25 protein-coding genes are annotated in these 26120 nt (G+C 74.3%); 12 read left to right on the forward strand and 13 right to left on the reverse strand.

Going from position 1 to position 26120, the window contains the following annotated elements; translation table 11 throughout:
- Positions 1-3: 3 nt before the first annotated feature.
- A complete protein-coding gene (locus KMZ30_RS04870) occupies positions 4-510 on the reverse strand; it encodes a hypothetical protein (RefSeq protein WP_215512246.1) in 507 nt (168 codons plus the stop codon).
- 267 nt (positions 511-777) lie between these two features.
- On the opposite strand from KMZ30_RS04870, the gene KMZ30_RS04875 reads away from it, so the two are divergent.
- Genes KMZ30_RS04875 through ispF form a run of 3 tightly spaced genes read left to right on the forward strand, consistent with a single transcriptional unit; the run spans position 778 to position 2491 of the window.
- A complete protein-coding gene (locus KMZ30_RS04875) occupies positions 778-1260 on the forward strand; it encodes a CarD family transcriptional regulator (RefSeq protein ID WP_030528500.1) in 483 nt (160 codons plus the stop codon).
- 31 nt (positions 1261-1291) lie between these two features.
- Positions 1292-1993, forward strand: coding sequence for a 2-C-methyl-D-erythritol 4-phosphate cytidylyltransferase (ispD, locus tag KMZ30_RS04880; RefSeq protein ID WP_308279640.1), 702 nt, complete (start codon positions 1292-1294; stop codon positions 1991-1993).
- A 9-nt stretch (positions 1994-2002) separates the two neighbouring features.
- Positions 2003-2491 carry a 2-C-methyl-D-erythritol 2,4-cyclodiphosphate synthase gene (gene ispF, locus KMZ30_RS04885; RefSeq protein ID WP_215512247.1) on the forward strand — a complete coding sequence of 163 codons (489 nt, stop codon included), beginning with the start codon at positions 2003-2005 and terminating at the stop codon, positions 2489-2491.
- Between the two features lie 19 nt (positions 2492-2510).
- Here ispF and KMZ30_RS04890 read toward each other — a convergent pair whose 3' ends face one another.
- From KMZ30_RS04890 to KMZ30_RS04900, 3 genes are all read right to left on the reverse strand, one after another.
- The gene (locus tag KMZ30_RS04890; RefSeq protein ID WP_215512248.1) at positions 2511-5222 is read right to left on the reverse strand and encodes a fibronectin type III domain-containing protein; all 2712 of its coding nucleotides are present in this window, start codon (positions 5220-5222) and stop codon (positions 2511-2513) included.
- Between the two features lie 118 nt (positions 5223-5340).
- Positions 5341-8049 carry a fibronectin type III domain-containing protein gene (locus tag KMZ30_RS04895; protein ID WP_215512249.1) on the reverse strand — a complete coding sequence of 903 codons (2709 nt, stop codon included), beginning with the start codon at positions 8047-8049 and terminating at the stop codon, positions 5341-5343.
- Positions 8050-8181: 132 nt separating this feature from the next.
- Positions 8182-8511, reverse strand: coding sequence for a transcriptional regulator (locus tag KMZ30_RS04900; RefSeq protein ID WP_215512250.1), 330 nt, complete (start codon positions 8509-8511; stop codon positions 8182-8184).
- A gap of 151 nt (positions 8512-8662) precedes the next feature.
- Between KMZ30_RS04900 and KMZ30_RS04905 the strand changes: the two genes are divergently transcribed.
- Both KMZ30_RS04905 and KMZ30_RS04910 read left to right on the forward strand, forming a co-directional pair.
- The gene (locus KMZ30_RS04905; protein ID WP_215512251.1) at positions 8663-9757 is read left to right on the forward strand and encodes an S-(hydroxymethyl)mycothiol dehydrogenase; all 1095 of its coding nucleotides are present in this window, start codon (positions 8663-8665) and stop codon (positions 9755-9757) included.
- Positions 9754-10422, forward strand: a complete 669-nt coding sequence (locus KMZ30_RS04910) for an MBL fold metallo-hydrolase (protein ID WP_215512252.1) — start codon at positions 9754-9756, stop codon at positions 10420-10422. The genes KMZ30_RS04905 and KMZ30_RS04910 overlap by 4 nt, the downstream gene beginning before the upstream one ends.
- A 120-nt stretch (positions 10423-10542) precedes the next feature.
- Here KMZ30_RS04910 and KMZ30_RS04915 read toward each other — a convergent pair whose 3' ends face one another.
- Positions 10543-11487 carry a type IV toxin-antitoxin system AbiEi family antitoxin domain-containing protein gene (locus KMZ30_RS04915; RefSeq protein ID WP_215512253.1) on the reverse strand — a complete coding sequence of 315 codons (945 nt, stop codon included), beginning with the start codon at positions 11485-11487 and terminating at the stop codon, positions 10543-10545.
- Between the two features lie 230 nt (positions 11488-11717).
- Here KMZ30_RS04915 and cysS point away from each other — a divergent pair, with 230 nt between their 5' ends.
- From cysS to KMZ30_RS22010, 3 genes are all read left to right on the forward strand, one after another.
- Entirely contained in the window at positions 11718-13151 is a 1434-nt protein-coding gene (cysS, locus tag KMZ30_RS04920) for a cysteine--tRNA ligase (protein ID WP_215512254.1), read from the forward strand.
- Between the two features lies 1 nt (position 13152).
- Complete coding sequence (gene rlmB / locus KMZ30_RS04925; protein WP_207024454.1) at positions 13153-14106, forward strand: 23S rRNA (guanosine(2251)-2'-O)-methyltransferase RlmB; 954 nt, start codon at positions 13153-13155, stop codon at positions 14104-14106.
- A gap of 129 nt (positions 14107-14235) precedes the next feature.
- Positions 14236-14856, forward strand: coding sequence for a hypothetical protein (locus KMZ30_RS22010; RefSeq protein WP_215512255.1), 621 nt, complete (start codon positions 14236-14238; stop codon positions 14854-14856).
- A 162-nt stretch (positions 14857-15018) separates the two neighbouring features.
- Here KMZ30_RS22010 and KMZ30_RS04935 read toward each other — a convergent pair whose 3' ends face one another.
- The 5 genes from KMZ30_RS04935 to KMZ30_RS04955 form a co-directional block, all read right to left on the reverse strand.
- Positions 15019-15441, reverse strand: coding sequence for a DUF2752 domain-containing protein (locus KMZ30_RS04935; RefSeq protein ID WP_215512256.1), 423 nt, complete (start codon positions 15439-15441; stop codon positions 15019-15021).
- Position 15442: 1 nt separating this feature from the next.
- Positions 15443-15904 carry a DUF4190 domain-containing protein gene (locus tag KMZ30_RS04940; protein ID WP_215512257.1) on the reverse strand — a complete coding sequence of 154 codons (462 nt, stop codon included), beginning with the start codon at positions 15902-15904 and terminating at the stop codon, positions 15443-15445.
- A 179-nt stretch (positions 15905-16083) separates the two neighbouring features.
- On the reverse strand, positions 16084-16776 hold the full coding sequence (locus KMZ30_RS04945; protein ID WP_215512258.1) for an RDD family protein: 693 nt from the start codon (positions 16774-16776) through the stop codon (positions 16084-16086).
- Between the two features lie 97 nt (positions 16777-16873).
- Positions 16874-18115, reverse strand: coding sequence for a DUF4032 domain-containing protein (locus KMZ30_RS04950; protein WP_215512259.1), 1242 nt, complete (start codon positions 18113-18115; stop codon positions 16874-16876).
- Positions 18116-18230: 115 nt separating this feature from the next.
- A complete protein-coding gene (locus KMZ30_RS04955) occupies positions 18231-19331 on the reverse strand; it encodes an ABC transporter ATP-binding protein (RefSeq protein ID WP_215512260.1) in 1101 nt (366 codons plus the stop codon).
- A 199-nt stretch (positions 19332-19530) separates the two neighbouring features.
- On the opposite strand from KMZ30_RS04955, the gene KMZ30_RS04960 reads away from it, so the two are divergent.
- The 4 genes from KMZ30_RS04960 (at position 19531) to KMZ30_RS04975 (ending at position 24636) form a co-directional block, all read left to right on the forward strand.
- Positions 19531-19959: a CBS domain-containing protein gene (locus tag KMZ30_RS04960; RefSeq protein ID WP_215512261.1), complete on the forward strand. Its 429-nt coding sequence runs from the start codon at positions 19531-19533 to the stop codon at positions 19957-19959.
- Between the two features lie 324 nt (positions 19960-20283).
- Positions 20284-22008 (forward strand): serine/threonine-protein kinase, encoded by a 1725-nt coding sequence (locus tag KMZ30_RS04965; RefSeq protein ID WP_215512262.1) that lies wholly within the window; start codon positions 20284-20286, stop codon positions 22006-22008.
- Entirely contained in the window at positions 22005-23465 is a 1461-nt protein-coding gene (locus KMZ30_RS04970) for a threonine/serine exporter family protein (RefSeq protein WP_215512263.1), read from the forward strand. The genes KMZ30_RS04965 and KMZ30_RS04970 overlap by 4 nt, the downstream gene beginning before the upstream one ends.
- Positions 23466-23520: 55 nt before the next feature.
- The gene (locus KMZ30_RS04975) at positions 23521-24636 is read left to right on the forward strand and encodes an LCP family glycopolymer transferase (RefSeq protein WP_215512264.1); all 1116 of its coding nucleotides are present in this window, start codon (positions 23521-23523) and stop codon (positions 24634-24636) included.
- An 87-nt stretch (positions 24637-24723) separates the two neighbouring features.
- Here KMZ30_RS04975 and csrA read toward each other — a convergent pair whose 3' ends face one another.
- From csrA to flgN, 3 genes are read right to left on the reverse strand one after another with little or no spacing between them, the layout of a single operon-like run.
- Positions 24724-25071, reverse strand: coding sequence for a carbon storage regulator CsrA (gene csrA, locus KMZ30_RS04980; RefSeq protein WP_215512265.1), 348 nt, complete (start codon positions 25069-25071; stop codon positions 24724-24726).
- A gap of 34 nt (positions 25072-25105) precedes the next feature.
- Positions 25106-25510, reverse strand: a complete 405-nt coding sequence (fliW, locus tag KMZ30_RS04985; protein ID WP_215512266.1) for a flagellar assembly protein FliW — start codon at positions 25508-25510, stop codon at positions 25106-25108.
- 8 nt (positions 25511-25518) lie between these two features.
- Positions 25519-26031 carry a flagellar export chaperone FlgN gene (gene flgN, locus KMZ30_RS04990; protein WP_215512267.1) on the reverse strand — a complete coding sequence of 171 codons (513 nt, stop codon included), beginning with the start codon at positions 26029-26031 and terminating at the stop codon, positions 25519-25521.
- Between the last annotated feature and the right edge of the window lie 89 nt (positions 26032-26120).

Here is a 26120-nt window from a genome sequence, read left to right on the forward strand (position 1 = left end):
GGGTCAGCTGGCGCTGGGCGACGGGGTGGCGCTCGGCGTCGCCGACGGGCTCGGCGCGAGGCCCTCGTAGTAGCGGTCGGACGGGAGCACCGGCACCTGGACGACGTTCTGCCCGGCCTGCCGGGTCGTGACGACGAGCTGGACCATCGAGCCCGGGCGCTGCGGCACGGTCGCGAGGGTGACCGCCTTGCCGTCGGCGGAGATCGCGTCGTCGGAGTAGGGCGCCACCGTCGTGGTCGTCGGGGACGAGCCCTCGAGCGAGAAGGACACCTCGACGGGGTCGCGACCCTCGTTGACCGCCTGCCCGACGATCGTGCCGGGACCGCCCTCCTCGTCCGAGACGATGACGAGGTTGCGCAGGTCCAGGCCCGGGATGGTGAGGGGCACGCCGTCAGCCGGGATGTACGGGTAGTCCGTCTGGACCGGCGAGAAGACGCCGCAGGCGGAGACCGTGAGGGTGGCGGCGGCGAGTCCGGCGAGCCGGAGGGCGGAGGCGGCGCGGGTCGTCACGCGCCCAAGGATAGCGGGGGGTCGGGTTCCGCCTCGCCCCGTGTCCCGGTGCGCGTCCTCGACCGGGCGTCGCGCCGCGCGGGGAGGCCGTCCCCACGGCGCGCCCGCGTCACGCGCGAAGCATGCCGCGGGGCCGTCTGTCAACCCCCGATTTTCTCCCGTGGATTGCCGTTTCAGGCCTCTGACCTGCGGAAACGTGCCGAGTTCCCGTTGGGCCGGATCGGCGTGTCGTGGTATTCTTGGGGCCTCGAAAGGGGACAACACCACATGGTTTTCAAGGTCGGCGAGACGGTCGTGTACCCGCACCACGGGGCCGCGCGCATCGAAGAGATCAAGACCCGCACGATCCGCGGAGAGGAGAAGCTCTACCTCAAGCTGAAGGTCGCGCAGGGCGACCTCGTCATCGAGGTACCCGCCGAGAACTGCGACCTCGTCGGCGTCCGTGACGTCGTCGACAAGGCCGGCCTCGACAAGGTCTTCGAGGTCCTCCGCACTCCGTACGCCGAGGAGCCGACCAACTGGTCGCGCCGCTTCAAGGCCAACCTCGAGAAGCTCGCCTCCGGCGACGTCATCAAGGTCGCCGAGGTCGTGCGCGACCTCTGGCGCCGCGACAAGGACCGCGGCCTGTCCGCGGGTGAGAAGCGGATGCTGGCCAAGGCGCGCCAGATCCTCGTCTCCGAACTCGCACTCGCCGAGAAGACCGACGAGGACAAGGCCGAGTCCATCCTCGACGAGGTCCTCGCGTCCTGACGCACCCGGTCGCCCCGGCGGCCGCTCCGACGTGACCGACGACGCCCACACCGCCCCGCGCGGTGTGGGCGTCGTCGTCGTCGCGGCCGGGTCGGGGACCCGCCTGGGCGCCGGGATGCCGAAGGCGTTCGTGCCCCTGGCCGGGCGCCCGCTGCTCGGCTGGGCGCTCGACACCGTCGCCCGCCTGCCGGGGCTGCGGTCGGTCGTCGTCGTCGCCCCGTCGGACCTCGCCGACCCCGCCGCGCCCGCGTGGACGGGCATCACCCTCCCGGCCGGGGCGGCCGTCGTCGCCGGAGGGGCGGAGCGCACCGACTCCGTCGCGGCCGGGCTCGCGGCCCTCGATCCCGCCTGTGACGTCGTCCTCGTCCACGACGCCGCGCGCTGCCTCACCCCGGTCGCGGTCTTCGTACGCGTCGCCGAGGCGGTGCGAGCCGGTGCGGCGGGGGTCGTGCCCGGGGTCGCGGTCGTCGACACGGTCAAGACGGTCGACGCGCGAGGGGTCGTCACCGGCACCCCGGACCGTGCGACGCTGCGCGCCGTGCAGACGCCCCAGGGCTTCCGCCGCGACGTGCTCGAGGCCGCCCACGCCGGTGGCGCCGGGGCCACCGACGACGCCGCCCTCGTGGAGCTGCTCGGCCACGACGTGCTCGTCGTCGACGGAGACCCTCGCTCCTTCAAGGTGACGACCGTCGACGACCTCGCCCACGCCGAGCGCCTGCTCGCCGGCGCCTAGCATCGGGGCATGAGCGTGCTGCCCCGGGTCGGTGTCGGTGTCGACGTCCACGCCCTCGCGCCGGAGGGGTCCGGCCGTGAGCTGTGGGTCGCGGGCCTGCACTGGCCGGGGGAGCGGGGCCTGGACGGGCACTCCGACGCCGACGTGGCCGCTCACGCCGCCTGCGACGCCCTCTTCTCGGCGGCCGGCATCGGCGACCTCGGGGCGCACTTCGGGACGGACCGGCCGGAGCTCGCCGGCGCCTCGGGGCTCACGCTGCTCGCCGAGGCCGCGCGCCTCGTCCGGGCCGCCGGCTTCGAGATCGGCAACGTCGCGGTGCAGGTCGTCGGCAACCGGCCGAAGGTCGGCACGCGACGGGCCGAGGCGGAGGCGGCCCTGTCGGCGGCGGCCGGCGCGCCGGTCTCGGTGAGCGGCACGACGACCGACGGCCTGGGGCTGACCGGTCGGGGCGAGGGGGCCGCCGCGATCGCGACCGCGCTCGTCGTCCCGCTCGCCTGACCCCGGCCGCGGCCCGGCCTCAGCCCACGGGTGGCGGGTCGATGCGCCGCGACCAGGTGACCTCCTGGGAGCCCGCGACGACGCACACGGTCGTGCTCGGGCAGTCGACGACGTCCGACTGGGTGTCCCGTCCGTAGCGCGTCCCCCCGGACCAGCCCGCGCCCCGCCACTGGACCGGCGCCGATGCGTTGGTATAGGGGTGGACGCCCAGGCACCAGTCGTCGGTCACGCAGGAGATGTCGCTGAGCCCGGTGCCGGGTCCGATGTCCTGCCCCGGGACCACGGTCCAGGAGCTGCCGTCCCACCGGGCGGTGGTGCCGATGCCGACGACGGCGAGGCACATCCGCGCGCTCGCGCAGTCGAGGACGACCGTGCCCTGCCGGGTGAGCGAGGCGGGGAGGGTGCGCGGGGTGCTCCAGGACCGGCCGTTCCACACCGACCACCAGCCGTCGAGCGCGGTGGCCATGCACCAGGAGGCTGCGGTGCAGCGCACCTCGGACTCCGACCCCTGGTAGGGCAGCCCGGTGAACGGCGCGCCCGCGGCGACGATCGACGAGCCGGTCCACCGCCAGGCGCGACCATCCATGTCGAGCGCCAGGCAGGAGGTGGCCGAGGAGCAGGAGGGGGTGCGCAGGTAGCTGCCGCGCGGCGCCGACCGCAACGGAGACCACCGGTTGTCGTTCGAGAGCGTCCGGTAGTGGCCCGCGTCGTCGACGGCGAGGCAGAAGCCGGTCGGGGCGCAGTCGGCCGTCGCGTGGCTGCGGAACGGCTGGCTCGGCCGACGCCACCCGGTGCCGTCGAAGCGGTAGGACCAGCCGTAGAAGTCGAAGGCGAGGCAGTCGGTCTCCGACGCGCACGACACCTCGGTGAGGTAGCCGGCGGTGGGGTCGAACACGCCCTCGGTCCGCCACCCGCCGGAGAGGCTCCAGCGGTGCTCCCGTCCCCGGTCGTCGACCGCCACGCACGGCGTCGCGCCACGGGGACAGGAGAGGTCGGCGACCATCCCGTTGCCGATCGGAGGGCCCGGGACCGACGCCCATCCGCGCCCGGTCCACCGCGTCGGCCGCAGCCACCCGTCGAGGCCGACGCACGTGGAGACGGACGCGCAGGCCAGCGCGGTGTCGGCGTTGGCCAGGGTGGGCTCGTGGCGGGCGCTCCACGTGGTCCCGGAGACGGTCCACGTCCCGTAGGCGCCGGACGCGATGCACCAGCTGCTCGTCGGGCACTCGACCTGGCGGATCGACCGACCCGGTCCGTCGAGCTTCGCCGTGCTCCACCGGCCGCCGACCAGCGTCGCGCGCCACGCCGAGCCGTCGCCGTCGGACTCACCGACGGCGACGCACCGCCCGGCCGCCTGGCAGGCGACGTCGAAGAACGTCGTGGCGCGCAGCGACGAGAGGTATTGGGGCGTGCTCCACCGGGTGCCGTCGAAGACGGTCGCGCGGGGTCCGGTGGTCAGCGCGACGCACCACGTGGGGGACGTGCAGGTGAGGCTGCGGACCTCGGTCCCCACCGGGGGCTGCGGTGTGTCCGCGGCGGACCGCCACGCGCCGCGCGTGTACTCGTGGGCGCCGTCCTCCCCGACGGCCAGGCACCATCCGACGACCGGGCACGACAGGTGCCAGGTGACCGACTGGGAGGTCCCCGGGGCCATCGTCACCGGTGCGGACCAGCCCGTGGACGTGCGCACGAGGTAGCTGCTGCTGCGGTCCAGCACCATGCACCACGTCGTCCGGGGGCACTCGACGTCCTGGGGTCCCCCGGACGGGGGCGCCAGGGTGGCGTGGGCCCAGCCGACGGTCGTCCGCGCCGTGACCTCGCGCGCCGGCGACTCCGCCCCGGCGTCCGAGACCGCGGCGACCGAGTACGAGTACGAGCGCTCCACGTCCAGGCCGGTGTCGGTGAAGGTCGTCGAGAGCCCACGATGGATCGCGGTGCGTACGCCGTCGTCCCCCACCCGCCGGACGACGACCGCGGACGGGGCCGGGTCGGTCGGGAGCGTCCAGTCGAGCCGCACGGACGTCGTGCCCGCGGTCGCGGTCAGGCCGGACACCGGGTCCACGGGGAGGGTGGTCGCCGTGACGCGCTGCGGCACCCGGCGGAGCCGGCCGTCGACGTCGTAGCTGCGGGCCTCGTAGCAGGACCTGGTCGTGGGGGCGAGGCCCCCGTCGACCCAGGAGGTGGTGGGCAGCGCGACGTCGACGGTGCGCAGGACCGTCCCCGCATCCGCGCAGTCGACGACGGCGATGCGCATGCCGACCGGGCGCGCGTCCAGCGGGCGCCGCCAGGACAGGGTGATGCTCCGGCTCGCCGGGGTGGCCACGACGGTGGACGTCGAGAGGTCGAGGGCGGCCCCCGTCACGGACGCCGGCGGGGACCACTGGCCGGCGGCGTCGCGTGCGAAGACCGAGTAGGACCACGTGCCGACCCAGTCCAGGTCGAGGTCGCTCCAGCGCGAGATGAGCCCCGAGGCGACCTGCGTCCCGTCGGTGGGTGTCGCCGGGGCGGTGGTGCCCGGGAGGCGACGGACGACGACCTCGGCGAGGTCCGCGTCGGTCGGCAGCGTCCACCCCAGGGCCACGGAGGTCCTCTGCGGCAGCAGGGACAGGCCGGTGACCGGACCCGGGGGCGCGTCGACCGTCGGCGCGGCGAGGGCGCCGGTCGGTGCGCCGACGAGGAGGGTGACGAGCAGAGTCGTCAGGAGCAGGCCGAGACGGCGGGTGGTGCGCACGCGGTGGGTCCCCCGGGATGGTGCGACGGGCGCTGTCGCTCGGCCCGGATGGCGTGAGTGTAGAGGGCCGACCGGCTGCGGCACAGGGGTTCTGCGCTCCGTCCGGTCGCGACGTCGGTCAGCCGACCGGAGCCGGGTCCACCGTCCACAGGGCCTCGACCGGCCCCACGACGACGCACCGGCGCGCCGTGGGGCAGTCGACGCTGTCGCCGTACGTCTCGCGGCCGTAGGGCCCCGCGTCCTCCCAGCCGTCGCCGGTCCAGCGGACCGGGCCCGTCGTGTTCGTGTAGGGGTGCACGGCGAGGCAGGTGGTGACCCCCGAGCAGGACAGGTCCGCCAGCCGGGCGCCGGGGGTCCGGCCGTTGAGCGTCAGCTCGGTCCAGTCGCGTCCGTCGTACCGCGCGGTCGCCCCGGAGTCCACGACGGCGAGGCACATCGAGCCGGTGGCGCAGTCCATGACGACGGTGCCGGCGCCGGCGAGCGCCCCGGGCAGGTGGGCACGGGTGCGCCACGTGGTGCCGTTCCACCGCGACCACCAGCCGCCGTTGGAGACCGCGATGCAGAAGGTCGCACTCGTGCAGCGCACCCGCACGTCCCACCCTCCGTCCGCGGTGCCGCTGAAGGGGGTGCCGGACAGCACGAGAGAGGTCCCGTTCCACTGCCAGGCCCGGCCGTCGATGTCGATGACCATGCACAGTGTGGACGAGTAGCAGTGGGGGCTGCCGAGCTGCGACGCACCGGAGAGAGCGCGCACCGAGGACCAGGTGCCGGCGCTCGACAGCGTGCGGTAGCGCGCCGGCGGCATGGACTCCACGGCGAGGCAGAAGCCGGACGCCGCGCAGTCGAGCTCCGCGGGGCCGGTGAGGGGCTTGCTCGGCGAGCGCCAGCTCGTCCCGTCGAAGCGGTAGAACCAGCCGCGCTGGTCCATCGCCATGCAGCTCGTCGCGGACGGGCAGGACACCCGGGTCAGCCCGCCGGAGGTGAGGTCGAAGGTGCCGATCCGTCGCCAGCCGGCGGCGGTGCTCCAACGGTAGTCGCCGCCGCGGTCGTCGACCCCGGTGCACGGGGTCGCGCCCTTCGGGCAGGAGAGCGAGGTGAGGGTCACCCCGGTCGCGACGAAGCGGGTGGCCGAGCCCCAGGAGGATCCGTTCCACCGCACGCCGCGGCCGCCCCCGTCGATCCCGATGCACGTCGACGCGGAGGCGCAGGTCACCGCCCGCTCGGCGTTGGACGTGGAGGCGGCGCGCTTGGCGCTCCACGTCGTCCCGGCGACCGTCCACGTGCCGTAGGCGCTGGAGGCGATGCAGAAGCTGCTGGTCGGGCAGTCGACCTCGTCGACGCCTCGGCCCGCCGTGTCGAGCGCGGCGGTGCTCCACCGGCCGCTGACCAGGCTCGCGCGCCACGCCGAGCCGCTCGTCGCGGACCGTCCGACGGCGAAGCACCGGCCGGCGACCTGGCACGAGACGTCGAGGAAGTCGACGCCGCGCAGGCTCGAGAGGTACGTGGGGGCGCTCCAGCGGGTGCCGTCGTAGACCGTCGCCCGGGGGCCGGTGGTCATCGCGACGCACCACGTGGGCGAGGTGCAGGTCAGGGCGGTCACCGTCGTGCCGGCCGGCGGCTGGGGCACCGAGGACAGCGGCTGCCACGCACTCCGCGTGTACTGGCGGACGCCGTCCGCCGACGCGGCGAGGCACCAGCCCACGACCGGGCACGAGAGCTCCGTGGGGCCGGACTCCACCGCCGGGTCGATGGCGACCGGGCTCGACCAGCCGCTACTCCCGAGGACCTGGTAGCGGTTCGAGGCGTCGGTCGAGAGGCACCACGACGTGCGCGGGCACTGGACGTGCTGGGGCGAGCCCGTCATCGGGGCGACGGTGGCGCGCGTCCAGGTGTGGACCGTCGTGGCCCCGACCGACGCAAGGGGTGAGGCCTTGCCGTCCGCGGTCATCGCGTTGGCCGTGTAGAGGTAGTGCTGCTCCGGCAGGAGGTTGCGGTTGACGACGCTGGTCCCGCGGCCCCGGTAGACCTCGACGGGCGAGGAGCTCGGCGCCTGCCGCCAGACGACGACCTCCGCCGGCGCCGGGTTGGTCGGCAGGGTCCACCGGAGGCTGACGGTGGTGCCGGAGACGGTGGCGGTCAGGTCCGTGACGGGGTCGATGAACAGGGTCTTGAACGCCGCCCGGCGCGGGGTGCGCTGCGTCCGCCCGTCCTGGTCGTAGGTGCGCAGGTCGTAGCAGTACTGCACCCCGGGGGAGAGCCCGGTGTCGGCCCAGGACGACGTGGGCCGGGGCACGTCGACGTGGGAGGTCTCCGTCCACGGGTCGCTGCAGCCGATCCGGGCGATGCGCAGCCCGGCGACGCGCTCGTCGGTCGGCAGGCCCCACTCCAGGGAGACCTGTGAGGCGGTCGTGGAGTGGGTGAGCGAGGCTCCGGGCAGGTCGAGGGTGGCGCCCGTGACCGAGACCGGGGCGGACCACTGGCCCGCGGCGTCGTGGGCGAAGACCGAGTAGGACCAGGTGTCGACGAAGTCGAGGCCGGTGTCGCTCCACTGCGTCAGCAGGCCGCTCGCCACCTGCGTGCCGTCGGTCGGCGTGGCCGGAGCGGTCGTGCCCGCCGCGCGGCGGACGACGACCTCGGCCAGGTCGGCGTCCGGCGGCAGCGTCCAGGCGAGGCCGACCCCGTCGCGCAGCGGCGTGAGCGTCAGCCCGGTGACCGGGCCGGGCGGGGCGTCGGCCGTGGGGGCCGCGACGGCGCCCGTGGGCGTGGTGGCGAGGAGGGCGACGAGCAGCGTCGTCAGGAGCAGGCCGAGGCGGCGGGTCGTGCGCACGATGGTTCCCGAGAGGTGCGACGGGCGCTGTGGTCCGGCCCGGATGCCGCGAGTGTAGGTTCGGCCGCCGACGGTGGCGAGGGGTTCTGCGAGAACCTGCAGCGAACGGTGGATGGCGCTCGGCCCGGAGGGTCAGCGGCCGCGCGGGCCGCCCTGCACGCGCCGGTCGGCCCCGACGATGCGGGCCATCCGCTGGAGCTCCGCGACGTGCCCGCAGAGCGCGTCACGGCCGGCGCCGGTGAGCACGACGGTCGTCACCTGGCGCCCCTCGCGCGACCCGCGCTCGAGCCGGGTGTAGCCCTTGCCCGACAGCGCCTTGAGGTGCTTGGACAGGGCGGAGTCCGACAGGCCGATCTCGTCGCGGACCTCGCCGAACTCTCGTCCGGCGCTGGGCACGAGGAAGGCGCAGATCCGCAGGCGGTGCGGCTCGTGGATGACGTCGTCGAACACCGGGTACGGCATGTCCGCAGGATACGTCGGCTTGCCCGTCGGGAAAGGGGCATCGGTCGCCCGCGGGCGGCCCGCCCCCGGGCCCCACCCCCCTCGGCACTGCCGTCGACGTCCGGCCTTCGCTAGCGTGGCGAGACCCAGCACCGCCCACCCAGGAGGAACCGTGCCGCAGACCGTCAAGGGCGTCGTCGCCCGCGCCAAGGGCGCCCCCGTCGAGCTCGTCGACGTCGTCGTCCCCGACCCCGGGCCGGGCGAGGCCGTCGTCGTCGTCGAGGCCTGCGGGGTCTGCCACACCGACCTGCACTACCGCGAGGGCGGGATCAACGACGAGTTCCCCTTCCTCCTCGGCCACGAGGCCGCGGGCCGGGTCGAGGCCGTCGGTGAGGGCGTCACCGAGGTGGCCCCCGGCGACTTCGTCATCCTCAACTGGCGGGCCGTGTGCGGGCAGTGCCGCGCCTGCCGCAAGGGCAAGCCCTGGTACTGCTTCGCGACGCACAACGCGACGCAGAAGATGACGCTCACCGACGGCACGGAGCTCTCGCCGGCGCTCGGCATCGGGGCGTTCGTCGAGAAGACGCTCGTCGCCGCCGGCCAGTGCACGAAGGTCGACGAGGCGGACGCGGCCGCGGTCGGGCTGCTCGGCTGCGGGGTGATGGCCGGCTTCGGCGCGGCGGTCAACACCGGCGGGGTCGGCCGCGGCGACTCGGTCGCGGTCATCGGCTGCGGCGGCGTCGGTGACGCGGCCATCGCCGGCGCCAAGGTCGCCGGCGCGACGACCATCATCGCGGTCGACGTGGATGCGAAGAAGCTCGCCTGGGCCAAGGACCTCGGCGCGACGCACACCGTCGACGCCTCCACCGAGGACGCCGTCGAGGCCGTCCGGGCGCTGACCGGCGGGCACGGCGCGGACGTCGTCGTCGAGGCGGTCGGGCGCCCCGAGACCTACGAGCAGGCGTTCTACATGCGCGACCTCGCCGGCACGGTCGTGCTCGTCGGGGTGCCGACGCCGGAGCAGCAGGTGACGCTGCCGATGATCGAGATCTTCGGGCGCGGCGGCGCGCTGAAGTCCAGCTGGTACGGCGACTGCCTGCCCTCGCGGGACTTCCCGATGCTCGTCGAGCTCTTCCGCCAGGGCCGCTTCCCGCTCGACGCCTTCGTGTCGGAGCGGATCGGCATCGAGGGGGTCGAGGAGGCCTTCACGAAGATGCACGACGGCGACGTGCTGCGCTCGGTCGTCGTCATGGGCGGGTCGGCGTGAGCGCGGCGGTCGCCGTCGACGGCGTCCCGACCTCGCCGGGCGGGGTGCGGGTCGAGCGGCTCGTGACGTCGGGCGTGTTCGAGCTGGACGGCGGCTCGTGGGACGTCGACAACAACGTGTGGCTGCTCGGGGACGACGACGAGGTGCTCGTCGTCGACGCCGCACACGACGCGCGCGCCATCCTCGAGGCGATCGACGGCCGGCGGGTCGTCGGCATCGTCTGCACCCACGGCCACAACGACCACGTCAACGCGGTGCCCGACCTCGTCGCCGAGACGGGCGCGAGCGTCTGGCTGCACCCGGACGACCGCGTGCTGTGGGACATGAGCCAGGACGAGGCGCCGGACGAGGACCTCGCCGACGGCACGACCTTCACCGTCGGTGACGTCGGGGTCGTCACGCTGCACACGCCCGGCCACGCGCCGGGGGCCTGCTGCCTCCACGCGCCGTCGCTCGGGGTGCTCTTCAGCGGCGACACCCTCTTCCAGGGCGGGCCGGGCGCGACGGGTCGTTCGCACAGCGACTTCCCGACCATCGTGCGGTCGATCAGCACCCGGCTGCTCTCCCTGCCGCCCGAGACCGTCGTCCTCACCGGCCACGGCGACGCGACGACCATCGGGGACGAGGCGCCACACCTCCAGGAGTGGCTCGACCGCGGCCACTGACCCGCCGGCTCACCGCGAGGTTCCGCGCCGTCACTGTCACGGCGCGGAACCTCGTCCGTGACGGGGATGTGTCCGCGTCCGGACGGAGCAACCGCGTCATCACTGTGACGACGCGGATGCTCAGGGCCCGGGCAGCAGCCCACGAGCCGCCGCGCGGTCGAGCGCGGCCCGGACGAGGGCGGCCACCCGCTGCGGGCTCGCCAGGTCGGCCCAGGTGAGGCGCACGACCTCGTAGCCGAGGGCCCGCAGTCGGTCCTCGCGCACCTTCTCGGCGGCGAGCGCGGCTCGTCCTTCGGCCCCCTCGTACTTGACGAGACCGTCGAACTCGACGACGACGCAGCCCTCGACGAGCAGGTCGACCCGGGCGAGGACGGCCCCGCGCCCGTCGGCGATGCGGACCTGCGACCGCACGTCGTGGCCGAGGTCGATGAGCATCAAGCGGGTCCGGGTCTCGCCCACGGACTCGCTGAGCGGGTCCGCGAGGTACATCCACCGGAGTGCGCGGGTGGCCCGGCGAGGGGACTCGGCCAGCTGCTCGACGAGGCTCGTCACCCGCACGAGGTCGCAGGACCCGTCGTGCAGCGCCCGGTCGGTCGCCACCACGACCGCATCGCGTCCCCCGCGCAGCGCGAGCTGGGCCAGGGCGACGTCGACGGGGACCGTCCGGCAGCCGTCGACGGTCTCGACGGGGAGGTCGGCTGTCGGATGGATGCGCAGGCCGCTCGCGCGGCGGACCCGCGTGACGGTGCCGCACACGTCGACCACGTCGAGGGGCACGTCGTGCAGGGGCAGCCCGTGGACGGCGAGGGCGCTCTGGTGGGTCGCGGCCTCGTGCGGCCGGCCCCGCGCGTGGAGGACGGCCCGAGTGCGCAGGTCGAGGCGACGCTCGGGCGTGGCCGGTGCCCAGACCGTGCCGAGGACGTAGGCGCCGCGCCGGACCCGGACGAGCGTCCCGGCGTCGACGAGCGCGGCGAGAGCGTTGGGGTCGACGTCGAGCCGGGTGGCGTCCGGGCTCGAGACGACGCCGTGCTGCGCGGTGGCGAGGGCCAGGAGTCGGTCGGACATCGACCGATCGTGCCCGGTTCGGCGATGACGCCCGGCGCGTCATCCACAGGCCCCGGCCGGCGAGGCCGTCGAGGATCCGCGTCGTCACGGTGACGGCGCGGAAGTTCCACCCGGACGGGGATGCATCCGCGTCCGGGCTGAAGAACCGCGTCATCACGGTGACGTCGCGGAAGTTCCGGGCGGTTGCCGCGATGCGGGGCGCCCGGGACCCGGCCGGTAGCCTGTCGAGGGTGACCCTCAGGCTGTTCGACTCCCTCACGCGCGAGCTGCGTGACTTCGTCCCCGTCGTGCCCGGCAAGGCGGGGATCTATATCTGTGGGCTCACGACGCAGGCGCCGCCGCACATCGGGCACGTCCGCTTCGCCGTCGCGTTCGACGTCCTGCGGCGCTGGCTGGCGGTCGGGCACGGCTACGACGTCACGCTCATCCGCAACGTCACCGACATCGACGACAAGATCCTCGCGAAGTCGGCCGAGGCCGGCGAGCCGTGGTTCGCGCTCAGCTACCGCAACGAGATCGAGACGGCCGAGGCGCTCGCCGCGCTCGGCGTGCTCCCGCCCACGTACGAGCCCCGCGCGACGGGCCACGTGCCCGAGATGGTCGAGCTGATGGAGACCCTCGTCGGCTCCGGGCACGCCTACGCCGCCGCGGACGACTCCGGCGACGTGTACTTCGACGTGCGCAGCTGGCCGAGCTACGGGGAGCTGACCCGCCAGAGCGTCGAGGACATGTCCGACGCCGAGGACGCCGACCCGCGCGGCAAGCGCGACCCGCGCGACTTCGCCCTCTGGAAGGGCCGCAAGGCCGACGAGCCCGCGACCGCGTCGTGGCCGACCCCCTACGGCGCCGGCCGCCCGGGGTGGCACCTCGAGTGCTCCGCGATGGCCCGCAAGTACCTCGGCGACACCTTCGACATCCACGGCGGCGGCGTCGACCTGCGCTTCCCCCACCACGAGAACGAGGTCGCGCAGTCGCGCGCCGCGGGGCTCGGGTTCGCCAACTACTGGCTGCACAACGCGTGGGTGACGATGGGCGGCGAGAAGATGAGCAAGTCGCTCGGCAACTCGCTGCGCGTCTCGGAGGTCGTGCGCGAGCACCGGCCGCTCGCCGTGCGCTACTACCTGACGGCCGCGCACTACCGCTCGACGATCGAGTACCACGAGGGCTCCATCGAGGAGGCCACCGCCACCGTCGAGCGCATCGAGGGCTTCCTGCGGCGCGCGCTGCCCGGTGTCGACACCCTCGTCCCCGACGGCTCGGCCGAGCTGCCCGTCGACTTCCGCGAGGCGATGGACGACGACCTCGGGGTCTCGGACGCGCTCGCCGCGCTGCACCAGGCCGTCCGTGCCGGCAACACCGCGCTCGACGACGGCGACCACGACGACGCCGCGACCATCGCGCGGCAGGTCGTCGCGATGGCCGACGTCCTCGGCGTCAACCCGCTCGACCCGCACTGGGCCGCCGGTGGGTCGGAGTCCGACGAGATGACGGCGGCGCTCGACGCGCTCGTCGCCGACCGCGTCGCCGCCCGGGCCCAGGCCCGCGCCGCCCGCGACTACGAGACCGCCGACGCCATCCGCGACGCGCTGACCGCGGCGGGGATCGCCGTCGAGGACACCGCCGCCGGAGCGCGGTGGACCATCATCCGAGGAAAGGGCGACTGACGTGGCCGGCAACTCCCAGCGCCGCGGCGCCGTGCGCAAGAGCAACAAGAAGGGCTCCACCGTCGGCTCCGGTGGCCAGCGCCGCCGCGGCCTCGAGGGCAAGGGCCCGACCCCGAAGGCCGGCGACCGCCCGAACCACAAGGCCCACAAGATGGCCAAGGCCGCCGAGAAGCGGGGCGGCGGCCGTCCGCCGCAGCGCTCGCCGAAGAAGTCGGCCGCCTCGAGCGAGGTCGTCGCCGGGCGCAACTCCGTCGTCGAGGCGCTGCGCGCGCACGTCCCGGTGACGACGATGTACGTCGCCGGTCGCATCGACTCCGACGACCGCGTCCGCGAGGCGATCAAGACCGCGACCGAGCGCTCCATCCCCATCCTCGAGACGCCCCGGGGCGAGCTCGACCGGCTGACCGACGGCGCCGTCCACCAGGGCCTCGCGCTCCAGGTCCCGCCGTACGCGTACGCCGACCCGCGCGACCTCGTCGACCCCGAGCAGCCGGGCATCCCGCTCGTCGTCGCCCTCGACGGGATCACCGACCCGCGCAACCTCGGCGCGATCGTCCGCTCCGTCGCCGCGTTCGGTGGCCACGGCGTCGTCGTCCCGAGCCGTCGCTCGGCCGGGATGACCGCCAGCGCGTGGAAGACCTCCGCCGGCGCCGCGGCCCGCATCCCGGTCGCGCAGGCCACCAACCTCACGCGGGCGCTCGAGGACTTCCGCAAGGCCGGGTTCTTCGTCATCGGCCTTGACATGGACGGTGACGTCGAGCTGCCCGACCTCGAGCTGGCGTCCGAGCCGCTCGTCGTCGTCGTCGGCTCGGAGGGCAAGGGCCTCTCGCGGCTCGTGCGCGAGACGTGCGACCAGATCGTGTCGGTGCCGATGAGCTCGGCGGTCGAGTCGCTCAACGCCGGCATCGCCACCGGGGTCACCCTCTACGAGGTCGCGCGCCGGCGTCGCCGCTGACGCGGGGGCTTGCGGGACAGGCCGGTCCGGCCCGTCGCTCCGGCTGGCGCGGGCGCCGGTGTGCCACGATCGAGGGGATCGCGGTCCACCGACGACCGCCGTCGCCGCTCGCGAGGAGGAAGACCGACGATGTCCGACCAGTACCCGCCGCCCCCGCCCACCGGCCCGGGCACGCCCCCGCCGCCCGGAGGCAGCGCCCCGCAGTACGGCACCCCGGCCCCGGCCGAGAACCCTTACGGCGCACCGCCGCCCGCGCCGGCGTATGGCTACGCCCCACAGACGGGTCCGGTGACGCGCCCGAAGTCGATGGACACCGCCGTCCTGCTCATGCGCGTCGGTGCGGCCCTGTCGATCGTGACGTTGCTGCTGAGCTTCCTCTTCGCCGGAGACATCCGTGAGCAGGTCGTGAAGACCCTCGAGGACTCCGGGCAGACCGTCGACCAGGCGCTCGTCGACACCACGGTGACCGTGGGCATCGCCTTCGCGGTCGTCCTCGGCCTGCTCGGTGCGGGCCTGTGGCTGTTCATGGCCTGGGCCAACGGCAAGGGCAAGTCGTGGGCCCGGATCGTCGCCACGATCCTCTTCGGTCTCTCGCTCCTGTCCTTCCTCGCCGGGCTCACGCAGGCGTCCCCGACGCTCTCGCGCGTCCTGAGCGTCGTGCAGATCGCCCTCGGCGGGTACATCGTGTACCTGCTGTGGCGCAAGGAGTCCTCGGAGTTCTACGCGGCGAGCAACGCGCCCCGCTACTGACGTCGCACCACCCACGGGGACGCCCCGCACCGCTCGTCGGTGCGGGGCGTCGTCGTCCACGGGCACGACGAGACCGTCTGCCCGCGAACCCGGCTCGTGCCAGGAGCGACGCCGCCGGACGAGCCGAGACCGCCCTCGCGTGCCTGTCGGCAGGCGGCGCGACTACGCGGGGGAGAGGAACTCGGCGCCGGGCAGGTTGCGCACCACGCCGAACACGAGCACCGCGAGGGCGATCGCGACGGGAAGCCAGTTCGGGACGACCGTGCGGACCGGGCGCCCCTGGCGCGCGCGCACCAGGCGGTAGCCGAGGTACAGGGCGACCGCGAGGTACAGCGGCGGCACGAGGGGATGGCGCTCGAACGCGGCGCCGACGTGACCGTGCAGCAGCTCGTAGGTGGAGCGCGTCCCCCCGCACGCAGGGCAGTACAGGCCGGTGGCCGAGTAGAGGACGCACCCCGGGTAGTGGCCGGCCTCGTAGGGGGAGTGGGTGGCGAGCCACGCCGCCCCACCGGCGACGGCGACCCCGGCCGCCCCCCACCACACGCGTGGCGAGAGGTGACCGAGACCGCCGACGGGGGTCGTCATCTCAGTTGGAGAGGTTCGCGGCGACGTTGGCCGCACCGAGGGCCATCAGGATGAGGGCGAGCACCACGGCGATGATGCCGGTGACGAACCCACCCTGGGCGAGACCGCGACCGGCCTGGCCGGTGCGGCCGATCTCCTGCTTGGCGAGGTAGCCGAGGACGGCGCCGCCGATGCCGAGCAGCAGCCCGACGATCGAGCAGCAGATGGCGAAGACGAGTCCGGCGATGCCGAGGACGAGGGCGATGACCGCCTTCGTGTTGTTGCCGCCGAGGCCACCGGCGGGGGAGCCGCCGGGGATGGGCATGCTCGGCGGCGCGGTGTAGCCACCGCCGGCACCGGGCGGCGGCGGGGGCGGCGGGTAGCCACCGGTGGCCGACGAGTCGCTCGGCTCCTCGGGCTCCGGCGGGGGCGGGTAGCTCCCACCGGGCGGGGGCGGCGGGGGCGGGGGCGTGCTGCTGCTCATGGGTCCTCCGTCGTCAGGGAGCCGACGGCTGCCGGCTCGCGTTCACCCTAGCGGCAGCGCGGTCGCGGACCTCGGCACTTCCCGGGCGTCACCGGAGGCCCCGCCGCCGCCACGGCCCAAGACGGGTCGAGGTGATACCCGACCGCCGGAAGGTCGCCCATCACCTCGACCCGGAGGGGTCAGGCCTTCGGGACCTTGATGACCGTCGAGTGGACGGCCTTGTCGGCGAGCGTCTGCCGGTTGTCGTCCCAGAGCATCCAGAGGTAGGACAGGTAGACGACACCGTTGACGACGCCGCTGACCAGCTCGCGCAGGAAGCAGCTGCCGGCGCCGATCGGGGCGCCGGTGCGGGCGTCAACGAGCCGCAGGCCCACGACCGACTTGCCGATGCTCTGGCCGCGGCGGCCCATCCGGAACACCCGGTTCCACAGCTGGAAGCCGACGCCGACGAACCAGAACAGCACCATGACGCCGATGCCGACGGCGATGAGCGCGCCGTTGGTGTCACCGTAGGTCGTCATCCCGTACTCGTCGACCCCGGTGCGGTCCGGCGCCCCGGCGACGATGAAGGGGATCCCGCCGAGCATCAGGAGGAAGGGGAGGAACGAGAGGCCGACGTCGACGAGGAGGGCGAGCACCCGGTCGCCGAACGACGCGACGGGGCCGAAGTGGGCCTCGACGTAGGGCACCGACTCGGGCACGGCAGGGCCGGACGCGTACGTCGACGCGGTGGTCCACCCGCCGTACGGGTTCTGCTGTGGCGCAGGCTGGCTCGGAGGCGCGGACGGGGAGGGCGGGGGCGGGGGCGTCGGCGCGGCGGTGCCGGACGGCGGGGCGGGCTGCTCCGGGGTGGGGGGCTGCTGGTCGCTCATCGAGGTCCTCCGTCGGCGTGCGGCGGGGCGCCGGCCCCGCGCCGTGGCGTTGCCACACCGACGATCCTAGGGGGCCGGCCGCATCCCGTCCCGGACCTCACCGGTCGGCGATGACCGGCAGCTCCTCGGTGTCGACCCCGAGGACCGCGCGCTCGTCCGGCTTGCCGGGGAGCACGTTGGCCACGTAGTCCTCGACGACCTCGCGGATGGGGATGTCGTGCTGCGCGCGCTCGGCCATGTACCACCGGTGCTCGAGCACCTCGTGGAACACCTCGGCGGGCTCGAGCTTCGCCACGAGGTCACGCGGCACGCCCCGGGTCACGGGCTCGTAGACCTGCGCGAGCCAGTCGTGGGCGATGATCTCCTCGTCTTCCCCCTGGCGCCCCGTCGCGGCCGAGTACACCTCGAGGTCGTTGAGCAGCCGGCGCGCCTGGTTCTCACGGACGTCGAGACCGGTCAGCCGCAGCAGCCGCCGCGAGTGGTGGCCGGAGTCGACGACCTTGGGCTGCAGCCGGATCGACGTGCCGTCGATGTCGGTGGTGATCTCCAGCTCGTCAACGTCGAAGCCGAGCTTGTTGAGGCGCCGGATGCGGTCGTCGACCCGCCAGCGCTCCGTGTCGTCGATGGTCTCGGCGTTGGTCAGCTCGGCCCAGAGCTCGCGGTAGCGGGTGACGATGCGCTCGCTGACGTCGACGGGGTCGCGCTCCTCCTGGAGCAGGCCGCCGGCGTCGAGGTCCATCAGCTCCCCGGCGATGTTGACCCGCGCGATCTCGAGGTCGTGCTCGCGCTGGCCGTCGCTCAGCCGGTTGCGCAGCTCGCCCGTCTCGGCATCGACGAGGTAGGCCGCGAACGCGCCGGCGTCGCGGCGAAAGAGGGTGTTGGACAAGGAGACGTCGCCCCACCAGAAGCCGGTGAGGTGCAGGCGGACGAGCAGCACGGCGAGGGCGTCGATGAGGCGGGTGGCCGTGCCCTTGCGCAGCGACTGGCTGTAGAGCGCGCGGTAGGGGAGGGAGTACTGGAGGTGCCGGGTCACGAGGCACGCGTCGAGCGGCTCGCCGTCGAGGCCGACGCGCCCGCTGACGACCGCGAAGGGCTCGACCGACGGCAGGTGCAGCCGCCGCAGGTTGCGCAGCATCTCGTACTCGCGGCGCGCGATGTCGTCCTTGATCTCCTTGATGGCCAGGACGCGGCCGGAGAGGCGGACGAACCGCACGACGTGCCGGGAGATGCCGCGGGGGAGCGCGGCGAGGATGTCGTCCGGCCACTCCTCGAGCGGGATGCGCCAGGGCAGGTCGAGCAGGGCGGGGTCGGGGCGGGCGGCGGTGAGCTCGAGGGCCATGACGGGCTTCCGGGGTCGGGGGACTCGGGACGGCGGGCGGGCCGGGGACGGGCAACGCCCCGGACGAGTGTCTCGTCCGGGGCGTCGTCGCGTGCGGGTGAGTCGGCGGAACGCCTCAGAGGCGCTTGCCGCTCTCGGGGTCGAAGACGTGCATGTGCTGCGCCTTCGGGTAGACGTAGACCTTCGAGCCCTTCGGGGGGACCGAGCGGCCGTCGACCCGGGCGATGAACGGCTTGGCGAGGTTGTCGTCGCCCCCGACGAGGCTGATGTTGCTGTCGGTCGGCGTGCCGTAGACGTACGCGTCGGCGCCGAGCTCCTCGACGACGTCGATCGTCAGCTCGAGGCCGTCGTTGTTCGTCGTGATCTCGACGTCCTCCGGGCGGACGCCGACGACGACGTGCGAGCCGCCGTGCTCGACACCCTCGCGGGGGATGGTGACCGTGTGGTTGCCGAACTTCGCGCCGTCGGACGAGGCCGGGACGGTGACGAGGTTCATCGCGGGGGAGCCGATGAACCCGGCGACGAACAGGTTCGCCGGGTTGTCGTACATCTCGCGCGGGGTCGCGCACTGCTGGAGGACGCCGTCCTTGAGCAGGGCGATGCGGTCGCCCATCGTCATGGCCTCGACCTGGTCGTGCGTGACGTAGACGGTCGTGACGCCGAGGCGGCGCTGGAGGCTGGCGATCTGGGTGCGGGTCTGGACGCGGAGCTTGGCGTCGAGGTTCGACAGCGGCTCGTCCATGAGGAAGACCTGCGGGCTGCGGACGATCGCCCGGCCCATCGCGACGCGCTGGCGCTGGCCACCGGAGAGGGCCTTCGGCTTGCGCTCGAGGTACTGGGTGAGGTCGAGGATCTTCGCGGCCTCCTCGACGCGCTTGCGGATCTCGCCCTTGTCGACGCCGGCGATCTTCAGGGCGAAGCCCATGTTGTCGGCGACCGTCATGTGCGGGTACAGCGCGTAGTTCTGGAAGACCATCGCGACGTCGCGGTCCTTCGGCGACAGGTCGGTGACGTCGCGGTCACCGATCCAGATCTTGCCGCCGTTGACCTCCTCGAGGCCGGCGAGCATGCGCAGCGAGGTGGACTTGCCGCAGCCGGAGGGACCGACGAGGACGAGGAACTCCCCGTCCTGGATGTCGATGTTCAGCTTGTCGACCGAGGGGGTGTCGTTGCCCGGGTAGATGCGGGTGGCCTCGTCGAACTTCACAGTTGCCATGGCGTCGTTGCCTTTCCTTCACCGGCAGGAACGTGCCGGACGATCCGTTGTAAAGGGGTGGAGCTCCCGCCTGCGTCGGTGCAAGCGGTTTCGCCAGTATGCCGGACGACCCGCCCGCGCCGCGAGGACCGTCCCAGGGGGTGGCGCGGCGGCCGCCCTTCCTCTGGCGCGTCCCGCCGGGAGTCCCTACGGTTGGGCCATGAGGATCGCGGACGTCGTCAAGCGCAAGGGTGATGCGGTCGTCACGGTGCGACCCGACGCCACCGTCACCGAGCTGCTGGCCCTCCTGGCCGAGCACCGGATCGGCGCGGTCGTCGTGAGCGGCGACGGCTCGTCGGTGCACGGCATCGTCAGCGAGCGCGACGTCGTGCGGCACCTGCACTCCGACGGTGCCGGCGCGCTCGACGCCCCCGTCGAGCAGATCATGACCGCCGACGTGCACACCTGCACCCCCGACGACTCGCTCGAGGACCTCGCCACGCGGATGACCGAGCGGCGCATCCGGCACGTGCCGGTCGTCGTCGACGGCGCGCTCGGGGCGATCGTCAGCATCGGCGACATCGTCAAGTTCCGGATCGACACGCTGCAGGCCGAGCGCGACCAGCTGCGCGACTACATCCAGCAGTAGCGCCCCCGGGACCCTGTCACCGCGGACCTCCGGGGGCGGCCCTCCCGGAACCTCCCGCTTCGCCGCGCAGGTGCTGCGTGCCGCGGGCGCATCCCGGTGCCGCGCCGCCCGGGTGTGCAGGAAGTGACACATTCGTCGGTTTCTGCACGGATGGGTCTCCGCGGCTGTGCAGCAATCGACACATTCGTCGATTCCTGCACGGATGGGTCCCCGCGGGTGTGCAGCAATCGACACATTCGTCGATTGATGCACGGGCGGGGCACGGGGAGCGCCCGGGGTGCACCCGTCCAGCGCGTACCCAGCCCCAGCGAATACCGTGGAGCCATGACCGCCGACGCCCCCGTGGACGGACATCCGTCCCCGGACCCCGACGACCCGGGGACGCACGCCCGGCTCGGGCCGTACCGGCTGGTCCAGCGGCTCGGCGAGGGCGGGATGGGCGTGGTCCACCTCGGGCTCGACCGCCACGGCCGGGCGGTCGCCGTCAAGGTCCTGCGCCCCCACGTCGCGCACGACCCGGACGCCCGCCGGCGCCTCGCCCGGGAGGTGGAGACGCTCGAGCGCATCCGCAGCCCCTTCGTCGCGCCCGTCGTCGACGCCGACGTCGACGGCGACACCCCCTACGTCGTGACCCGCTTCATCGACGGCCCGGCGCTCGACACCCACGTCGCGTCGCGCGGCCCGCTGCCCCCGCCGGAGCTGCACCGCCTCGCCGACGGCCTCGCCCAGGCGCTCGAGGCGATCCACGCCGCCGACGTCGTGCACCGCGACGTCAAGCCGGGCAACGTCCTCCTCGTCGACGGCGACCCGGTGCTCATCGACTTCGGCATCGCCCACGTCGTCGACGACGTCCGGCTGACGAGCGTCGGGCTCGTCATGGGCACGCCGGGCTACCTCGCCCCCGAGGTCGTCCACGGCGACGACGTCACCGACGCCACCGACTGGTGGGGATGGGCGGCCACGACCGCCTTCGCGGCGAGCGGCACGCCGCCGTTCGGCAGCGGCGGGATGAACGCCGTCCTCGCGCGGGTGGCGGCCGGGGAGCCCGACCTCGTGGCCGTCGACCCCCGCATCGAGCCCCTGCTCTACGCCGCGCTCTCGCCCTACCCGGACGAGCGCCCGCACCAGCACGAGGTCGTCCGGGCCCTCGAGCGCTACGCCCGCGGCGAGCTCGCGACCTCGGCCATCGAGGTCCGCCGCGCCCGGCCCGAGACCCGGGCCCTCCCGACCGCCGGCACCGCGGTCCTGCCCGTGCCCGCCGCGGCGTCACCCACCCCGCTGCCCCCCGTCGCCCCGCGCGTGCTCCCGCCGCCGCCCACCGGCGCGGGCCGACCCGGGCCGCCGCCCGGGGTGCTGCCGCCCGGCCCCCCGCCCTCCGCGCTGCCCCCGGGCCGCCTGCCCGGCGAGCCGGACGACGACGTGGACGAGGCGCGGGTCGACCCCCGGATCGGTCTGCCCAGGCGGTCGGGGGTGCTCCTCGCGCTCCTCGCCCTCCTCGCCGGGACGGCGGCGGCCGCCCCGCTCGTCGCCCTCGGCGCGCTCGCCGCGTGGATGGTCCTCGCCCGCACCGCCGACCGGTCGGTCACCTCGCTCGTGATGCGCCGCCACGACCGCGGAGCCCGCGGCACCGACGTCGCGGTCGCCGTGGTCAGCAGTCCCTGGCACGTCGTCGTCGGGGCGGTGGGCACGCTCGTCACCCTCGCGCTCCCGCTGCTCGTCGGGGTCTCGGCGATGTTCGCCGCGGCCCTCGTCGTGGGCGGCGCGACCTCCGCCTCGACGCGGGCGGACGGCGTGGTGCCGCTGCTCGCGGCCGGTGTCTTCACCGCCCTCACCGCCTGGTGGGGGCCCGGCGGCGCGAGCCTGCGCCGCGGCAGCCGCAGCCTCGTGCGGGGCGCCACCGGGCGTCCCCCGGTGCGGCAGGTGCTCGTCGTCGCGCTCCTCCTCGGTGGGGCGCTGCTCACCGCTCTCACCGCATCCCGCGGGGGGCCGGAGTGGTGGCCGCTGCCGCAGGCCCCCTCGTGGGTCGACCAGGTGGTGCCGCAGCTGTGACCGACCCCCGGACCCGACGGGCCCGCATCCTGCGCGGTGACCTGCCCACCGAGCCGATGCCGATGGCCGACCTGCTCCGCCGGACGCCGTACCGGCACGCCCGCATCCCCGGCGCCTCCGCCCCGGACCCGACGATCGAGCGCGGGCTCGACCTCGCGCTGCGCGTCGGTGCGCTGATGCTCCGCTGCGGGGCGGGCGCTCCCCAGGTCGAGGGCGCGATCGCCGCGACGGCCGCGGCCGCCGGCGTCGACCAGGTCGAGCTCGACATCACCCTCCAGTCGATCCTCGTCCAGGCGCGCAGCGCCGAGGGCCGCCAGCACACGATGCTCAAGGTCGTGCGGCACACCCGCTTCGACTACGCGCGCCTGGTCGCCGTGCACCGTCTCGTCGAGTCGCTCGTCGCCGGCGAGGTGACCCCCGACGAGGCCTCCGACCGGCTGCGGCAGATCAAGCGGACCCCCCGCACCTACCCGAAGTGGGCCATCTCGCTCGCCAACGCCGTGCTGGCCTCCGCCGTCGCGGTCGTCATCGGCGCGAGCGCGCTCGCGGCCCTCGCGACCATCGGGGTCGTCCTCGCGGTCGCCGGGATCGCCCGGCTGCACGCCCGGGTCGACCTGCCCGAGTTCTACGGCAACGCGATCAACTCCTTCGCGGCGACCCTCCTCGCCGGAGGCCTCTACGCCGTCGGGGCCACCGGGGCGATCCCCTTCACGGAGGCCGACTTCGCCTTCGTCGTCGCCGGCGGCATCGTCGCGATGCTGCCCGGACGCACGATGGCCTCCGCGATCGAGGACGTCATCTTCGGCTACCCGCTGACCGGCGCCGGGCGCCTGCTCGCCGTCCTGCTGTCGCTCACCGGGCTGATCATCGGGATCGCGTCCGGGCTCGGGGCGATGCTCACGCTCACCCGCTGGACCAGCAGCAGCTTCGTCTCGCCGGACGTGCTGGACCTGCGGGTCAGCCAGGCCCCGATCGTCCCGGCCCTGCTGGCGTCCCTCGTCGTCGGTCTCGCGGCCGGGGTCACCGTGCAGAGCCGCCGGGGGCTCATCCTCCCGATGGGGCTGCTGACCATCGTCGGGGTCGCGGTCTCGGCGGTGCTCACCCGCGGCCCGGGGGTCGGTTCCGTCACGGCCACCGGCATCGCGGCGGTCGTGGTCGGTGTGTTCGGCCGGCTGCTGGCCCAACGGATGGATGCTCCCTCCCTCGTGCTCGTCGTGCCCGCGAGCTTCGGCCTGCTGCCCGGTCTGACGATCTTCCGAGGCCTCTACGAGCTCGTCGCCCAGGGGCAGGACTCGGGGCTGCTCACCTTCCAGTCCGGTCTCTCGACGCTGCTGTCCGCGGGCGGGGTCCTGCTGGCCATCGCCACCGGGACCGTGCTCGGCGAGTACCTCGCCGCCCCGTGGGACCGCCACGTGCGCGGCTCGCGCCGCCCGCGCACCGACGCGGTCCCGCGCTGAGACACGCCTGAGCCCGGTCCCGGACCGCGCGGGGTGGGGGCCTACCCTCCTGCCCATGTCCTCCGCGTCCCGTCGCTCCCCGGCCGCGTCCCTGCGCCCGGTCGCCGTCGCCACCGTCGCGCTGCTGCTCGCCGGGTGCACCGGCGACCCCGCGCCGACCACCTCCTCGACCGCCCCCGCACCGACGAGCGCCTCGCCGACGCCGAGCCCGACGGAGGCCGCCGTCACGGTCGAGGGAGCCGACGCCGCCCTGACCAAGGCGGTGGCCGCCGTCTACGCGGGCTGCACCGGGGTCGAGGCGAAGGCCTCGCTCGGCACGTGGGGCAAGGAGAAGGTCGCGGTCGTCACCTCGGGCGACGACGTGACGCTCGCCGTCGGTCCGCGCTGGAAGGTCGTCGGTGGATGGTGGCCCTCGCTCGACAAGGGGGCCTCCCTCGGCAAGGGGCCGCGCTTCGTCCTCGTCATGGGCAGCGACGCGCGCTCGACGAACCTCAAGGGGTCCCGGGCCGACACGCTGCAGGTCGTCGGGGTTGACGGCAAGGGTGGCGCGGGGGTCGTCGGCATCCCCCGCGACCTCTACGTGCCCCTGTCGACCGGCGGCACCTCGAAGATCAACGCCGCCTTCGCCTACGGCGGGGGCCGGGCGCAGGTGCGGACGGTCGAGTCCCTGAGCGGCCTGCCGATCGAGGGCTACGTCGTCACGGGGTTCTCCGGGTTCCGCAAGATCGTCGACGACGCGGGCGGGCTGCCGCTGACGATCGCCCGCAGCTTCACCTTCCTCGGGCTGCTGGACGTCGAGAAGGGCCGGCAGAAGGCCGACGGCAACACCGTCCTCGCCTACGCGCGCGAGCGGAAGTCGCTGCCGGACGGCGACTTCGGCCGCTCCCGCCACCAGCAGGAGATCATCCTGGCGGCGGCGGCCGCCGCCCGGGCGCAGGGGGTCGGCTCGCTCGCGCGGGCGATGACCATCACGTCGCGGCACTCCGAGACCGACCTCGGCGCGGAGGAGGCGCTGACCTTCCTCGCGTCCTTCTACCGCGCCGACCCCGCCGAGGTGGACCACACGGTCGTCGACGGCGCGATCGGCACGAGCGCCGACGGGCAGTCCATCGTCAAGGTCACGTCCTCGACACGCAAGCCCTTCCAGCGGCTGGCCGACGGCCGCCTCTGACCCTCCCCGGTGCGCGCTACACCGCAGTAACCGTCGTCCTGACGACACGTACCGCGGTGTAGCACGCAGCTGACGGTGGGGGAGGGGTCAGGCGTCGCGGGGGCCGGCGGGCGGGCGCGGGGCCGGCCGTCCGGGGGCCGCCGGGGTGGGCCCGGCCGGCCGCGCGGGAGCCTGCGGAGAGCCCGAGCCACGCGGTGCGGGAGCGGGGGCCCCGCTGCCGAGCGCGCGCGCGAGGTCACCGGCGGCGCCGGGGCGGGCCGTGGCCTCCTCGTTGGCCGCGCGCACCGCGAGGTAGATCTCCTCGCGGTGGATCTGGACGTCACCCGGCGCCTCGATCCCGAGGCGCACCTTGTCGCCGCTGATCTCGAGGACCGTCACGACGATGTCGTGCCGGATCCGGATGGCCTCGTGGGGGCGTCGGCTCAGGACGAGCACGCGAGCACCCCCCGGCCGAGCATCCCGGCGCCGGTCATGCGGCCACCAGGGGCGCCCGGAGGGGGAGGTCCTGCCCGGTGAGGACGACCTGCTCGGCGTCGGAGGTGCGGGTGTTGACGACGAGGGGGGCGAGGAGGTTGGCCGTCGAGCGGGTGATGTCCTCGGCGATCGTCACGACGACGAGGACGAGGGCGTCCTCGGCGGTGGTCAGGTGCAGCCGGTCGGCCGTCGCGTCGTCGATCTCGGGGTGGTAGTCGGGGAAGAACGCGGCCGCGTCGGCGGTGACGAAGCTCGGGCCGGCGTCCCCGACGGGCGCGAGGTCGAACAGCCCGGTGGCGACCGCCCGCACCTCGTACTCGGTGGCGGGGAAGCCCACGAGGCCCTCGGGCAGGTGGATCCGACGGACGTCGAGGTCCGCCTCCTGGGTCTGCTGGGTCATCCGGTCCCTCACGTGGTCTCGTCGAAGAGGCGGCCGGCGGTGTCCCGGTCACGCCGTCCGGTGGCGGTGTAGGTGGAGCCGGCCCCGGCCCCGTGGAAGCGCGAGAGCGCCTCCTCGATGGCCTGTGCGCTCGAGGCGAGCAGCTCGCGGTTGGCGAGGGCCGCCTGGAGGAGCGCGGCGGTGGCCTCGCCCAGGGCGTGCCGGTGCTCGGCGAGCACCTGGTCCCAGGGCGCGGGCACGGCCTCGGCCAGCTCGCGCAGGCTGGCCTGCGGCGAGAGCCCGAGGGCCTCGGTCAGGGGGAGGAGGTCGACCGAGCGCGCGAGCTCCGAGGAGCGGATCGTCGCGATCGTGTCGTCGACCTCCCGGGTGGAGCGGGCGAGCCAGCCGGAGCGCGCGGTCTCGACGAGGGCCCGCTGCACCTCGATGCGGTAGGCGAGCACGTCGAGCAGCTCGCGGGTGCGCCACAGCGACTCGGACAGGTCCGCGCAGGCGGCGGCGATGTCGGTCTGGCTGTCGGGCACGGTGTCCTCATCGGGTCGGGCGGGGCGGACTTGAGCGGCTCCGCGGCACGGATCCCGCCCTGGGTCGTCCAGCCAGTCTGCCACGCGCG

The organism is Phycicoccus mangrovi (assembly GCF_018729305.1).
Taxonomy (GTDB): Bacteria; Actinomycetota; Actinomycetes; order Actinomycetales; family Dermatophilaceae; genus Phycicoccus; species Phycicoccus jejuensis.

Bases quoted from the DNA above. Each gene is read 5' to 3' on its own strand.
- KMZ30_RS04975 (WP_215512264.1), top strand. From the start codon at position 23,521: ATGTCCTCCGCGTCCCGTCGCTCCCCGGCCGCGTCCCTGCGCCCGGTC.
- KMZ30_RS04935 (WP_215512256.1), bottom strand. From the start codon at position 15,441: ATGACGACCCCCGTCGGCGGTCTCGGTCACCTCTCGCCACGCGTGTGG.
- KMZ30_RS04915 (WP_215512253.1), bottom strand. From the start codon at position 11,487: ATGTCCGACCGACTCCTGGCCCTCGCCACCGCGCAGCACGGCGTCGTC.
- KMZ30_RS04950 (WP_215512259.1), bottom strand. From the start codon at position 18,115: ATGGCCCTCGAGCTCACCGCCGCCCGCCCCGACCCCGCCCTGCTCGAC.
- fliW (WP_215512266.1), bottom strand. From the start codon at position 25,510: ATGACCCAGCAGACCCAGGAGGCGGACCTCGACGTCCGTCGGATCCAC.
- KMZ30_RS22010 (WP_215512255.1), top strand. From the start codon at position 14,236: ATGTCCGACCAGTACCCGCCGCCCCCGCCCACCGGCCCGGGCACGCCC.
- KMZ30_RS04945 (WP_215512258.1), bottom strand. From the start codon at position 16,776: ATGAGCGACCAGCAGCCCCCCACCCCGGAGCAGCCCGCCCCGCCGTCC.
- KMZ30_RS04875 (WP_030528500.1), top strand. From the start codon at position 778: ATGGTTTTCAAGGTCGGCGAGACGGTCGTGTACCCGCACCACGGGGCC.
- KMZ30_RS04965 (WP_215512262.1), top strand. From the start codon at position 20,284: ATGACCGCCGACGCCCCCGTGGACGGACATCCGTCCCCGGACCCCGAC.
- KMZ30_RS04960 (WP_215512261.1), top strand. From the start codon at position 19,531: ATGAGGATCGCGGACGTCGTCAAGCGCAAGGGTGATGCGGTCGTCACG.
- KMZ30_RS04955 (WP_215512260.1), bottom strand. From the start codon at position 19,331: ATGGCAACTGTGAAGTTCGACGAGGCCACCCGCATCTACCCGGGCAAC.
- ispF (WP_215512247.1), top strand. From the start codon at position 2,003: ATGAGCGTGCTGCCCCGGGTCGGTGTCGGTGTCGACGTCCACGCCCTC.
- KMZ30_RS04940 (WP_215512257.1), bottom strand. From the start codon at position 15,904: ATGAGCAGCAGCACGCCCCCGCCCCCGCCGCCCCCGCCCGGTGGGAGC.
- KMZ30_RS04900 (WP_215512250.1), bottom strand. From the start codon at position 8,511: ATGCCGTACCCGGTGTTCGACGACGTCATCCACGAGCCGCACCGCCTG.